The sequence below is a fragment of the Moorena producens 3L genome (assembly GCF_000211815.1).
Lineage (GTDB): Bacteria > Cyanobacteriota > Cyanobacteriia > Cyanobacteriales > Coleofasciculaceae > Moorena > Moorena producens.
Genome location: NZ_GL890973.1, coordinates 37,663 through 50,441, shown reverse-complemented (window position 1 = coordinate 50,441; position 12,779 = coordinate 37,663). Strand labels below are relative to the sequence as shown.

Annotated in this window: 12 protein-coding genes; 8 read left to right on the top strand and 4 right to left on the bottom strand. The window is 42.1% G+C overall.

Going from position 1 to position 12,779, the window contains the following annotated elements; all coding sequences use genetic code 11:
- The 3 genes from rpsI (at window position 1) to prfA (ending at window position 2,332) form a co-directional block, all read left to right on the top strand.
- A complete protein-coding gene (gene rpsI, locus LYNGBM3L_RS31920; protein WP_008191157.1) occupies window positions 1–414 on the top strand; it encodes a 30S ribosomal protein S9 in 414 nt (137 codons plus the stop codon).
- Between the two features lie 336 nt (window positions 415–750).
- On the top strand, window positions 751–999 hold the full coding sequence (rpmE, locus tag LYNGBM3L_RS31915) for a 50S ribosomal protein L31 (protein ID WP_008191155.1): 249 nt from the start codon (window positions 751–753) through the stop codon (window positions 997–999).
- 220 nt (window positions 1,000–1,219) lie between these two features.
- Window positions 1,220–2,332, top strand: coding sequence for a peptide chain release factor 1 (gene prfA, locus LYNGBM3L_RS31910; protein ID WP_008191153.1), 1,113 nt, complete (start codon window positions 1,220–1,222; stop codon window positions 2,330–2,332).
- Between the two features lie 188 nt (window positions 2,333–2,520).
- Here the strand turns inward: prfA and LYNGBM3L_RS31905 are convergent, their stop codons facing one another.
- Entirely contained in the window at window positions 2,521–4,437 is a 1,917-nt protein-coding gene (locus tag LYNGBM3L_RS31905) for an adenylate/guanylate cyclase domain-containing protein (RefSeq protein ID WP_008191151.1), read from the bottom strand.
- 657 nt (window positions 4,438–5,094) lie between these two features.
- Between LYNGBM3L_RS31905 and LYNGBM3L_RS31900 the strand changes: the two genes are divergently transcribed.
- Window positions 5,095–6,447, top strand: coding sequence for an AAA-like domain-containing protein (locus LYNGBM3L_RS31900; RefSeq protein WP_008191148.1), 1,353 nt, complete (start codon window positions 5,095–5,097; stop codon window positions 6,445–6,447).
- A gap of 152 nt (window positions 6,448–6,599) precedes the next feature.
- Here the strand turns inward: LYNGBM3L_RS31900 and LYNGBM3L_RS31895 are convergent, their stop codons facing one another.
- Window positions 6,600–7,025: a hypothetical protein gene (locus LYNGBM3L_RS31895; protein WP_008191146.1), complete on the bottom strand. Its 426-nt coding sequence runs from the start codon at window positions 7,023–7,025 to the stop codon at window positions 6,600–6,602.
- 867 nt (window positions 7,026–7,892) lie between these two features.
- Between LYNGBM3L_RS31895 and LYNGBM3L_RS31890 the strand changes: the two genes are divergently transcribed.
- Complete coding sequence (locus LYNGBM3L_RS31890; RefSeq protein ID WP_008191143.1) at window positions 7,893–8,684, top strand: LmeA family phospholipid-binding protein; 792 nt, start codon at window positions 7,893–7,895, stop codon at window positions 8,682–8,684.
- Window positions 8,685–8,773: 89 nt separating this feature from the next.
- Here the strand turns inward: LYNGBM3L_RS31890 and LYNGBM3L_RS31885 are convergent, their stop codons facing one another.
- Both LYNGBM3L_RS31885 and LYNGBM3L_RS44760 read right to left on the bottom strand, forming a co-directional pair.
- The gene (locus LYNGBM3L_RS31885; RefSeq protein ID WP_008191141.1) at window positions 8,774–9,652 is read right to left on the bottom strand and encodes a Uma2 family endonuclease; all 879 of its coding nucleotides are present in this window, start codon (window positions 9,650–9,652) and stop codon (window positions 8,774–8,776) included.
- Between the two features lie 86 nt (window positions 9,653–9,738).
- Window positions 9,739–9,915: a hypothetical protein gene (locus LYNGBM3L_RS44760; RefSeq protein ID WP_154659986.1), complete on the bottom strand. Its 177-nt coding sequence runs from the start codon at window positions 9,913–9,915 to the stop codon at window positions 9,739–9,741.
- Window positions 9,916–9,983: 68 nt separating this feature from the next.
- Here LYNGBM3L_RS44760 and LYNGBM3L_RS48130 point away from each other — a divergent pair, with 68 nt between their 5' ends.
- The 3 genes from LYNGBM3L_RS48130 to LYNGBM3L_RS31880 all read left to right on the top strand — a co-directional run.
- Window positions 9,984–10,175 (top strand): hypothetical protein, encoded by a 192-nt coding sequence (locus LYNGBM3L_RS48130; RefSeq protein ID WP_008191140.1) that lies wholly within the window; start codon window positions 9,984–9,986, stop codon window positions 10,173–10,175.
- A gap of 3 nt (window positions 10,176–10,178) precedes the next feature.
- Window positions 10,179–10,319, top strand: a complete 141-nt coding sequence (locus LYNGBM3L_RS48125) for a hypothetical protein (RefSeq protein WP_008191138.1) — start codon at window positions 10,179–10,181, stop codon at window positions 10,317–10,319.
- A gap of 79 nt (window positions 10,320–10,398) precedes the next feature.
- Window positions 10,399–12,779, top strand: a 2,381-nt coding sequence (locus tag LYNGBM3L_RS31880; RefSeq protein WP_229414773.1) for an NACHT domain-containing protein, incomplete at its 3' end; no start/stop codon positions are given.

Genomic DNA, 12,779 nt, shown 5'->3' with positions numbered 1-12,779 from the left:
ATGCAAGCAGAAGAACAAGCAGGTCGCGCTGTTTACTGGGGAACTGGTCGTCGTAAGTCATCAGTTGCTAGAGTGCGTTTGGTTCCCGGTAGCGGTCAGTTGATTGTTAATAAACGTCCAGGGGACGCTTACTTTAACTTTAACCCCATGTACCTAGCCAGCCTGAAAGCACCTTTGGAAACTTTAGGTTTGGAAAATGAGTACGATATCCTAGTCAATGCCCACGGTGGTGGCTTAACGGGACAATCTGATGCTGTGCGTCTAGGGGTGGCTAGAGCCTTGTGCGAACTAGACCCAGAAAACCGCCAACCTCTTAAAATAGAAGGCTACTTGACTCGTGACCCACGGTCAAAAGAGCGTAAGAAATATGGCTTGAAAAAAGCTCGGAAAGCCCCCCAATACTCGAAGCGATAAATTATCAGCTGGCTAATTTAAAATTCAACATGGTAATTAAAAATTTGTAAGCATTCAGACCTTAGCTATCAGCTATCAGCCATTCCGAATAAACTTTTAGCTAAAAGCAATAATAAATAAGCTAATAAATTAGCTGATTAAGGGTTGTCCACAATAGCTAATGTCTGGGCAACATTAAGCAACATCCCTAAGTTTGACAGGATTGAAAAGCTGACTGCTAAGGGGCTGATAGCACCTCAAGTAGGGTGTGCTTAGCGCATATCATTACCATAATTTAACAAATAGGAATGAAAAATTAGCTAAATATATAGTAAAATAGAAATCAAAGGAGGAACTATGCCAAAACCAGATATTCACCCAGAGTGGTACCCAGAAGCTAAAGTCTATTGCAACGGGGAAGTTGTTATGACCGTTGGCTCAACTCAGCCAGAACTTCACGTCGATGTTTGGTCTGGTAATCATCCCTTCTACACAGGAACCCAGAAAATTATTGATACGGAAGGGCGAGTTGAACGCTTTATGCGGAAATATGGGATGCTGGATGCTGCAGACAATACAGCTAGCTCTGATGAGACAAAGAAATAGCTCCTGAAGTTCAAGGGTGAAGGATGAAGGATAAAAGATGAACCAGGAGGAATGAACCATGAAATGGGTTTAGCGATGGCTAACTTAAGGTTGACTAAAAACTTGATAAACAGTTAGGACTTAAACTTCCCACTTAATAGTTCCCACTTCATAATTCATAAATTTATACTTCATCCTTCCTAACTTCTTAGGCTATTTCAAGAGAGCGATCGCATAAACCATGGCTGAAACCTACCTGCTGGAAAAACTAAACTCTGTCGAGCAAACCTACCATGAATTAACAAGGCGTCTGGCTGATCCAGATATCGCCACTGACCCCAATGAGTTGCAACGAGTGGCAAAAGCTCGTGCCTCCTTAGAAGAAGTTGTTGCTACTTACGACAACTGGAAGAAAACCCAAGAGGATTTGGCAGGAGCAAGGCAAATCCTCAAAGAATCCACTGGTGAGCCAGAAATGCAAGAAATGGCAGCTCTGGAAGTTGAGGAACTCCAGACCAAGGTAGAGCATCTGGAAAGAGAACTTAAAATATTACTCTTGCCCAAAGACCCAAATGATGAAAAGAATATCATGCTGGAGATTCGGGCAGGAACTGGTGGCGATGAAGCAAGTATCTGGGCAGGGGACTTGGTACGGATGTACTCACGCTATTCCGAAAGTCAAAACTGGCGAGTAAAGTTATTGAGTGAGTCTCTGGCGGATATGGGAGGCTTCAAAGAGGCGATATTAGAAATTCAGGGAGAGCAAGTTTACAGCAAGCTGAAGTTTGAAGCTGGGGTTCATCGAGTCCAACGAGTACCTGTAACTGAGGCTGGCGGTAGAGTTCACACCTCAACAGCAACGGTAGCCGTGATGCCGGAAGTTGATGAGGTGGATGTGGAGATTGACCCCAAGGAGATCGAAATTTCTACAGCCCGTTCGGGTGGTGCTGGTGGTCAGAACGTAAACAAAGTGGAAACGGCAGTTGATTTATACCACAAGCCTACAGGAATTCGCATTTTCTGTACAGAAGAACGATCTCAGCTGCAAAACCGAGAGCGAGCTATGCAAATTCTCCGGGCTAAGCTGTACGAGATCAAGTTACAGGAACAGCAAGAAGCGGTGACCTCGATGAGGCGTGCCCAAGTTGGTACAGGGGCTCGTTCTGAGAAAATCCGTACCTACAACTACAAAGATAATCGGGTTACCGATCACCGACTGGGTCAAAATTATTCCCTCGCTCCTTTGCTGGAGGGGGACTTGGAGGGATTGATTCAAGCTTGCATTAGCCAAGACCAGCAGGAGCAATTGGAAAAATTGGCATCTTCAACATCCAACGGTCAATCTTTAAATTGATACCAAGTTAGGTGACTCTCCCACGCTAACACTACGTTTTTAGCGTGGGATTCTGATGGAATTGATTGCGGTATTAGCCGCATTTGTCACAAAAAGAGCGTTCGCGTAGCGTGACCTTTGGTCAATCGCGCTTACCTAAAAGCCTTACCTGATCTGGATTTAATCAAAGTGAAGCCCAGACTCGAAGACTACAGTTTGTTGTTAGGTTTGTATATTACATCATAATCAAAATTTTGTAAACTAGATTTTAATGGTTGCTTGATTTTAGTCACTCCAGAGAGGCGAGTATGAAGTTGACATTGTCCAAGATAAATTTGTGCTACACTATCTCCTGGATTCAAGCGTAGACATTCCTGAAACAGAACTGATGCCTTGGAGAAATAACGCAGATTATAAAGCACCAAGGCTTGTTCAAATTTGCTGCGAGTAATTAACTTGCCCTCTCGCAATTGCGGTTCATCGGCATCAAAGATTTCATAAACTGTCACCATTTCGGATTTGCCCTTCACTGGTACCCGATCAATCAAGCGAATGGCATAAGCTAAGGGATTATCTAACTTCCAATAAGTATGGTGAGTGATTAATAATGGCACCCCATAAGGTTTCGTTAATTCTTCTAAACGAGACGCTAAATTAACCCCATCGCTGATGACAGTGCTATCCATCCGATTTTTTCCTCCCACTGTTCCTAACATCAAGGAACCAGTATTGATGCCAATGCCAACGGTGATGGCTGGGTGTCCTGAGCTTCGCCGAGATTGATTATAGTCAGCTAGGGATGTGAGCATAGCAATTCCGGCGTTGACCGCATGATTAGCACTTTCGTTAAACAGAGCCATAATCCCATCCCCCATGTATTTATCAATAAAGCCATGATTTTCAGTGATGACAGATTCCATACGAGAAAGATAGGTATTGATAAATTCAAAATTTTCCTCAGGTGTCATACTTTCCGAGAGGGTGCTAAAGGAGCGAATATCGGAAAATAGCACCGACATCTCTTGCTGAACATGATCCCCTAATTGAACATCGACAATGCTTGGTTTGTTCAATAACTGGAGAAACTGATGGGGAACAAAGCTTTCATAAGCTTGATTAACTTGCGAGAATTCCTGCATCAAGCGTAGGTGTTCTGCTTCTGCTTTTTTGCGTTGGGTGATATCATGAAAGGCAACGATAGCATAGGCAATGTTACCCAATTCATTAAAGATAGGTGTTCCCCAACTTTCTATAGGGAGAATTTTGTCTTCTTGGTGGATTTCAATATCATCGAGGGTGGAGTTTTCACCTTTTAAGGCCTTTACAGCAACTAATTTTTCAGCAAAGTATAGCTGATTGGTTCCGGCAACATAAAGTTGATAAACCTCTGGCATTTGCTCAACTGTAGTTAATGGCACGACTCCCTTTCCGAATAACTGCCGCGCCTTATAATTGAGGAATTCTAGTATCCCCTTATCATTAAACACAGCCACACCCACAGGCATCCTTTCTAGGAACTGGGTCAATTGATACTGCTTCTCTAGCAGTTCGTCAACTAGGACAGCTTGCTGACGGTTTATAGAACTCAGGTGCTGCCACTCTTGATTAGCTTGTTCTGGTGCTGTAGTATATTCTGAAATCTGTGCTGCTTGATCACAGATTATTTTTTCCAAGTGCTGATTGAGTTCCTGAAGTTGGCGATTTTGTGCCTTCAATGTTTCCTCAAGAAGATAACTATGTATGGCTTCTATGACTGTCAATTTAAGGTCTTCAGATGGACAAGGCTTGCCTAGGTAACGATATAACTTTGCATACCGAATTGCCTTGGCTGTCCCTTCCAAATCCAGATCATCCGTCAGCATAATTTTGATAGTTTGGTTAGAGAAAAAATAAGCTATGTTTAATAAGTCATCCCCTTTTAGATCAGGGATAACAGCACCAGCCAAAACTAAAGCAACTTCAGACTCATCATGGCGCAACTCTTCGACTAACTTGACAACCCCTTTACTCCCTTCAAAATTTTCAATCAGATGTTCTTTGCCGAGAGTCTTACCTAGAGATGTTTTTAGGCTATTGAGAACTGATGGATCATTATCAATACAAATAATTATTAATGGGTTTGTCATGCCAAATTATCTGCAAAATCATATTGAATTAGTTAAATTAATGCCTGGCGGCAATTAATTATTATATAGTTTTGATAGTCACACCAAAAGGTTGCCTGCTTATTAATTTATTGAAGTAAATCAGTGGCTGTAGCTGTAATTAAAGATAAACTATTAGTCGCTAAAATATTATTCATTGAGCATTTATTACTAAGAGTAATACATCAACAGTAAACCACAAAAAATCTACATATTTCCTTTATTTATAGCAACCGACTTATCTCAACCTATGGATTTAGCAGACAAGCTCTATTTGTTGGAGCAACATATAGCATTGTGGCGATAGTATCCTCTACCGTCAACACAAAAATGTAGCCAATTGCTTTTAAAATTTGGCTACACTATTGACCCAGTCTGCTGGAAATTTATCGGATTAACCCACTCAATTAACCCCGAATCCCTTAGAATATACCTAAAACCGAATTATTCCCCTTAAATAAGTTATTTGTCAACTATCCCAAGACAACCATTTGATAGGCATGTCAGCACTATACATAATAGTATGTATTTGTCAATTAGCAAGTGTAGCCAGTTTAATCACTGAATCAACCTAAATTAATTGTCTGCCTTGTTAGAAAGCGCTAAAGTGTCGTTTGAGATATTGGGGAACTGTTAGTGATGACTATTGATCAGGTACTTGACATCCTCAAAAGTGTTGAGAAAATCAAGTTGACTCCACTTCAGGAATGGATACTGCACCAAGCCTGGGAAGGAAAAACCTATACCGATATGGCGATCGAAGCACACTATGGTCCTGAATACCTCAGAAAGACTGCCTATAAGTTGTGGCGATTACTGGGAGATATTTTTGGCAAAGCGATCACCAAGACCAATTTCCGGAACACCCTGGAGACAACCCCGATTACTCCCTACTATCAAGAGATAATTGAGCAATATTACCGCCGTCAATGCCTACGTCAAATTGCTGAATTTCCCAGTGGAGCACTTCCCCTACCATCTCAGCTTTATATAAAGCGTCCTCCTATTGAAGAGCTTTGCTATCAAGCCATCCAGCAACCTGGGAGTTTGCTCCGGATTACAGGACCAAAAGAGACAGGAAAAACCTCTTTGCTGCTGCGAATATTAGACCAGGCAAGAGAAAAACAATATCACAGAGTATACCTCAATTTTGACCAAGCCGAAACCGCCATTTTAAGTAATTTAGACCGGCTATTGCGCTGGTTATGTGTTAACGTCAGTTACCAACTCCAGCTTCCCCACCAACTGGATGACTATTGGGATAAAGACCTAGGCAGTAAGGTCAGCTGTATGAGTTACTTACAAGAACATATCCTAGAAAAAATACACCATCCCCTCGTTTTGGCAATGGATCAAGTTCATCACCTGTTTGAGCATGCCCAAACTGCTAAAGATTTTTTGCCCTTATTGCGCTCTTGGCATGAGGAAGCTAAACAACTACCGGTGTGGCGAAAGCTGCGGGTGATTGTGGTTTACTCGACAGAAATTTATGTTGCTCTGGAAACTTCCCAATCTCCGTTTAATGTGGGATTACCGATTAAGTTACCCGAGTTTAACAAACAGCAAATCCAGCAGTTAGCGCAGCTTTATAGATTACATTGGTCAAATAGTGAAGCTGCTGAGAAACTGATGGCTATGGTGGGAGGACATCCGGGATTAGTGCAGCTTGCTCTCTATCATTTGGCTTATCATAACATTAGCCTAGAACAATTACTCGCTGAAGCAGCTACTGCTACGGGAATTTATAGTGACTATTTGCGGCAACACTTGAGTGTACTCAGGGCAAATCCTGATTTAGCTACTACTCTTAAACAGGTGGTTATAGCAGATAGGGGAGTTGAACTAGATCCAATCAGTATCTATAAGTTACAGAGTATGGGTTTGGTGAGTGTTCAGAGAAATCAAGTCACACTCTGTTGTAATTTATATCGTCAGTATTTTTTAGAACACCTTGATATGTTGAAGGTTGAAGGTTTAAGGTTTAAGGTTTAAGGTTTAAGGTTTAAGGTTAATCTATGGCTTACGTTACTAATTACTAATGGCTTGAGTAATAGCTAATCACAAAATTCCCCTGTTTTGAAACAGGGGTGGTTCGTGGAAAAAACAGTTGTGGGAGCGGACGCTAAATCAACAGGTGATTGAATTTAATCTAAATAACCCATCAGCTGTGGATCAGCATCAATATCATTTGGGGCGATGGGACGCTTGCCCATGATGTACTCTATTTCGTCAAGATGAAGACTACTAGCAGCAATTGGTCTCTCCCCAGACACCTTCATGATACCGAGTACCTCAATGTTGCTAGAAGTGATGGGGCGCTCTCCCATTACAGACATCGTTTCTAATACCTGGAGATTACTGGCATCAATTGGTCGATGTCCCATTATGCTGTGTGTTTCACTAATATGAAGCTCACTAGGAGCAATGGGACGGTTTCCAGGTAAAGGGGGAAGTGTATCCAGGGCAGAGGTTTCCTGTGCTGGAGCTTCTGCTAGCTGAACTGCGGTAGTGTTTTCATTGATTGCAGTGCTATCGCTCACAGTGCTATCGCTCACAGTGCTATCGCTCATAATAATCGTATACCTAGAAGTTTTTAACCGAGTTTTTTAGCTATTCGGGCAAGATTAGCCCGTTGGTCCTACCCGCTGGCGGAGATGTGGGATTAACTATTGGTGTTATTGCCTCGTCTATGGGCGAGCGGGGTGCTTACAAAGTAGGAGAACAAAAAAAGCTCTGGTTGCTGTATTGACCTGGAGTCTTTGCTGTAACTGAGTTTAGTAAGGGGTAATCGGTAAATGAGAATCGGTGATACTCATCCCAAAAATCCCATTAATTACGTTACAGACCGCAACTTTAGGTTAATTTTTGTTCTTGACTAACTTTTACAAGTATTATAAAGCCTTAATTATATTAAGCTACATTTTACGAAAGTAAACAATTAGGTGAAGGATTATAAAGTAGTTCTCAATTGGGTCAGGTACTTAGGCTCTGGTTGTTAGGGAATAGGGAGCAGGGAGTAGAGAGTAGGGAGCAGCCCAGCCATTGGGGAGCCAGCGCCTTCATGATGGCTTCCCCTCCATGAGCGAGTCCATCAAGATTGGATAAGAAAATTGAATGTACTTGATAACTATGACAAATGCTATAAAGGTTGAGACTGGCTTTTGACCCCTTTAGGTCTACAACTAAAGCCCTACAACCGAGACCTCTGGAGCTAACCAGTTTGAGATACTACATTTGATATACTACAGCTGATTAACCGATAACCAACCAAATAACCTACCCTGCACTGGACACTAAAGGTGAACAACCGATTAACTTACGCTACACTGGATGTCAATGGGGAATAACCAAATAACCTTAATCCCTAGGATCGATTGCTGAGTTCTTCACATTTTGTTACAAATGTAGAAGTAACTCTCGCAGGATGCAAGATGGTTATGTTAGGTGGCTTCACCGGTACAAATAATTCTGGCACTGACTGGGGTGAACAGCTGCTCAATACTGTTGCCAGCAAGACCATTCGCCACCTGTTTACCACAAGCGAATCGGTAGATGTGTCTGTGCGCTGCTATCCCTCTAGCAAGTTGCTACAAGGTAGCATCGATAGTTTCAAAATGAGTGGTCGTGGTTTAGTGATTCGTCGGGAATTCCGGACAGAGGAGATGTCCTTTGAAACCGATGCTGTCTCTCTGGATTTCAGCTCAGTGCTTCAGGGTAAGATTTCTCTGAAACAACCTACTCAAGCGATCGCTCAAGTTATTCTTACTGAAGCTGACATCAACCAATCCTTTAAAGCACAACTAGTAAGAAAGCGGCTGGAAAACCTTTCTACACCAGCCTTAACCGCACTATCTGGTGGTGCTCCGGTTTCCTTTACTGAGGTGCAAGTGCAGCTGCAACCGAACAATGGTCTACGGTTATTTGCTAAGGCTGATCTACCGAATTACGGCATAGTACCGATTAGTATGACATCTACCATCGGAGTAGAGCGGCGACGGCGGATTTTGTTTAAAGACTCCCAGTTTCAAGCTAATGAAATACCAGAGTCGTTACAAGAAATATCTCAAACTTTGACAGTAGCCCTGGATGAGATCTTGAACAATATGGTGGATCTAGACCGCTTCAACCTTGATGGTGTTACTATGCGCATCAATCGTCTAGAGACCCAGGGTAAAAAGCTAGTTTTCAGTGGCTATGCCCAAATCGATCACATCCCCAATAATCCTTGACCGGTCAGCCGTCAGTGGTCAGCCTTTAGCTGATAGCTGATACGCGACACGCTGATAGCTGATAGCTTACAGAAAAACTCAGACAGGGGTTAAATTTCATCGGGATTAATACCCATCTGTCGTAACCGTTCTGCTAGTTGTTGAGCTCGTTGTTGAGCCAGTTCCTTCTGTTGACGTTCTTGTTCAGCTCGTTGGTGTTCCTGTTCAGCTCGTTGGTGTTCCTGTTCAGCTCGTTGGTATTCTTGTTCGGCTCGTTGCCGTTCTTGTTCGGCTCGTTGCCGTTCTTGTTCGGTTCGTTCTGCGTTAGTGGCAATCCAATTTCCATCTTGATCATACCAACGTAGCCACAACCGATTCAATCCCCGATATTCCCCAAGCCATAGCCCTAAACCCAATTGCAACTCAGGGATCCAAAATTGGGAATTATCTATTGTTTGGGGTTGATAGCTGCCGCCATCTAAGTGAAAGATTTTTAATTCGTTGGTGACTCGCTCAAAGGTGATATAGTAGGGAATTGCTAAAATCTGCTCGTACACTTCCCATTTCGTTGGTGGTTCTCCCGTTCGTTCACTGTAACCAAGGTCTTGATCTCTGGTGCTGGCAGAGAGAAACTCTATCGCCACAATTGGTCTGACTTCTTCTTGCCAGATCACATAACTCATTCTGAGCTCTCGTCCCTGGTAGAATCGGGAAATCCCTACTACCGCAAACCAATCCGGTCGTTTGTACCAAGCGGTATGGTTGGGGTCATAATATAAATTTAAGTCACTGGCCACAAACACCCTTTCGCTGTCATAATTGGGAGGGCGAAATGTTTCACTACACAGTTGTGGTTGCCAAAGATGAAATTCGTCAGGCAAACCCGGCTCCTCGGGATCTTCACTGGGTAAATCATACATGGTGGGCAGGGTTTCTTTAGCCGGATGAGGGAGAATAACTTTTTTAAATGAGGGTTTGGCAAGTGACATGAGATGACCTCAATTTTTCCGACTGATGAGTTTGATCTTAGCAACTGCCGGTAAGCATTTAGCCCTCAGCTGTCAGCTGTCAGCTGTCAGCCATCAGCTGTGCTCCCTGTTCCCTGTTCCCAAAGCGTACCCCCGTTTCCCTTATAAAAGAGGGACTTTGAGCTTGAGAAGCGTACCTCATACATCCCATAAACGCTATATTGGACTTTCCTGCTCCCGACTCCCTCGGTGCGCTTTCCGCATCTAATTATTAAATTCGCCACGGGTCGCACCGCTCCCTACTCCTTTTACTTTATAATTATAGATAAACCAAAAAACAACTACCAATATCATGCTAGATTGGTTAGCAGTTTGGGGAATTTCTAGTGCTGGTGGCTATCTCGCCAAAGAGGTGATTGGTCCGTTGGCCAAAGAAGCTCTAGAAGACTACACCAAAGACTTATTCAAAGTATCCATCAAAGAGTATACCGGACTATCGGATCAAAATATCCAGAAAAAACTCTTGGGTAAAGCATTAAAATAATTTATGGCTTTAGTGGAAGAAGAATTGGAAGATGCTGATTTATCTAAGCAAGAATTAAAACAGTATAGTAAACCTCTCAAGCAGTATATTAAACATAAATCCATTAAAGCTATCCTGGGCAGTGCGTTCAAGTATGGCTGTTAAGGAATAGATACCGATATATTAGCGAAGACTTAGATTGAGCTTGACTTATTAGAATTACCGGAAGGATTTGATTGGCACTATGTACTATATTGGTAAAAGCTATCTCAAGAAAGGAAAAAAAAAGAACAATAAGAAAGTAAAAAATATTATTCGGGAATCAGAGCAGTTACGGCCTATCCGAAATTCCCAAACCTTGGAAGCGATCGCAGAAAACACTAAACCAGAAATTACCCCAGATGTTGAGTTAAGGAAATATCAGGAAGCACTCCTAGAGAGCTACGGTAATGTTAAATTGGATAGTTTGGATACTAGTGGCTGTGCTTATAATGAACTAAAACTCTGGAATATATTTATCCCCCAAAATGTGCAAGAGGTTCATGACTTGATGCCGGAGGCGATTCATGAACTGCCTAAGGATGATTATCGAAAACTGCAAGAGAGTGGTGAATTAGATCAGGACATTGACCAAAAGGAGTTGCAACGAGCTAAACAGGTTTATTATCAACAGCCAATTCAATCGATATTGGATGTGATCAAAGACTCTCAAGGCTATCGCTATTTGGTGGTTTTAGGAAACCCAGGCTCTGGTAAATCTACCTTACTGCAATATTTAGCATTGGAGTGGGCAAGAACTGATCTAACTACTGAAAGTTCTCTACGGATTCCGTTACTGATTGACTTACCCACTTATATCCGGAATCGCGATAGTGGACAGTGTCAGAATTTCTTGGAATTCTGCCATCAAAGTAGTGGAGCGATATGTGATATCAATCAAAATAAACTTGATGATCAGTTAAAGGCTGGTAAGGTTTTAGTGATGTTTGATGGCTTGGATGAAGTGTTTGAGCCAGGGAAACGAGAAGATGTCATTACTGATATTCATCGCTTTACGAATCAGTATCCTAAGGTACAAGTAATTGTGACATCTCGGGTAATTGGTTATAAACCTCAACGGCTACGGGATGCTGAATTTCGTCATGTAATGCTCCAAGGCTTGGAGTCGGAACAAATTCAAACGTTTATCGAGCAGTGGCATGAGTTAACCTTTACTGATCAAGCGGATAAAGATAGGAAACAGGAGCGCTTACAAAAAGCCATTAAGACATGCTCTCGGATTCGACAACTGGCGCAAAATCCCCTATTACTAACCATGATGGCAATCCTGAACCACAATCAAGAATTGCCTCGTGACCGCTCTGAACTCTATAACCAATCTTCTCGCTTACTGCTCCATCAATGGGATGTGGAACTAGCATTACTAGAAGATAATCGTGTTGATCCGAAGACTATTGATTATCAAGATAAGCAAGAGATATTGGGAAAAGTGGCATATTTTATGCAGGGTAATCAAGGAGGATTAGCGCGAAATCTGATTAGTGGGGAAGATTTAGAAAGAATTATCAAAGAAGAGCTGAAATTACGGGAGGTTAGTAATCCCAGAGCGGTGGCTAAGGTAATGATTAATCAGTTGCGTACCCGCAATTTTATATTTTGTTCAATAGGAGCAGATTACTACGCTTTTGTGCATCGGACATTTTTGGACTATTTCTGTGCTAGGGAATTTGTCAGGAAATTTGAGAAAAAGCAGGATATTTCCCTAGCACAGTTGAAAACTGAGGTATTTGGTAAGCACTGGCGGGATGAATATTGGCATGAAGCGCTGCAGTTGATTGTGGGCATGATTGATTCTACCAAAGGTGGAGAGATTATTGAGTATTTGATGGCACAAGGTGGAGTAGAGGATGATTTTAATAATTTATTTCTGGCAGGGGATTGTTTATCTGAGGTTAGGAATCGGTATGAGATTAAATCAACGAATATTGGATTACTGAATCGCATCAAAGAATTAATTCATTATGATCTAAATTCTACTGATAACAAGTATGGAGATGAGGCCAACTTAGTCCGTGATATTCGCACTAAAGCTGTTGTAGCAGTAGCCACCCATTGGCAAGACCACCGAGATACCTTAGCCCTACTTAAAAAATTGGCTCGCTCGGATGCTGATAGGTATGTGCGAGTTAGAGCAATTGAACAGTTAGTTCAAGGTTACAAAGACCACCGAGATACCTTAGCCCTACTTAAAAAATTGGCTCGCTCTGATACTGATTTGTGGGTGCGATCTATAGCAATTAAACAGTTAGTTCAAGGTTACAAAGACCACAAAGATACCTTAGCCCTACTTCAAGAATTGGCTCGCTGTGATACTGATTTGTGGGTGCGATTTAGAGCGATTGAACAGTTAGTTCAAGGTTACAAAGACCACAAAGATACCTTAGCCCTAATTAAACAATTGGCTCGCTGTGATACTGATTCGGATGTGCGAGTTAGAGCAATTGAACATTTAGCTAAAAGTTATAAAAACCACCAATATACCTTAGCCATACTTGAACAATCGGCTCGCTGTGATAATGATTGGAGGGTGCGAGTTAGAGCAATAGAACAGTTAGTTAAAACTTA

Coding starts and splice junctions, on each gene's coding strand:
- LYNGBM3L_RS31895 (WP_008191146.1), bottom strand. CDS start 7,025: ATGAGCGATAGCACTGTGAGCGATAGCACTGTGAGCGATAGCACTGCA.
- LYNGBM3L_RS48125 (WP_008191138.1), top strand. CDS start 10,179: ATGGCTTTAGTGGAAGAAGAATTGGAAGATGCTGATTTATCTAAGCAA.
- LYNGBM3L_RS48130 (WP_008191140.1), top strand. CDS start 9,984: ATGCTAGATTGGTTAGCAGTTTGGGGAATTTCTAGTGCTGGTGGCTAT.
- prfA (WP_008191153.1), top strand. CDS start 1,220: ATGGCTGAAACCTACCTGCTGGAAAAACTAAACTCTGTCGAGCAAACC.
- LYNGBM3L_RS31885 (WP_008191141.1), bottom strand. CDS start 9,652: ATGTCACTTGCCAAACCCTCATTTAAAAAAGTTATTCTCCCTCATCCG.
- LYNGBM3L_RS31905 (WP_008191151.1), bottom strand. CDS start 4,437: ATGACAAACCCATTAATAATTATTTGTATTGATAATGATCCATCAGTT.
- LYNGBM3L_RS31890 (WP_008191143.1), top strand. CDS start 7,893: ATGTTAGGTGGCTTCACCGGTACAAATAATTCTGGCACTGACTGGGGT.
- rpsI (WP_008191157.1), top strand. CDS start 1: ATGCAAGCAGAAGAACAAGCAGGTCGCGCTGTTTACTGGGGAACTGGT.
- LYNGBM3L_RS31900 (WP_008191148.1), top strand. CDS start 5,095: ATGACTATTGATCAGGTACTTGACATCCTCAAAAGTGTTGAGAAAATC.
- rpmE (WP_008191155.1), top strand. CDS start 751: ATGCCAAAACCAGATATTCACCCAGAGTGGTACCCAGAAGCTAAAGTC.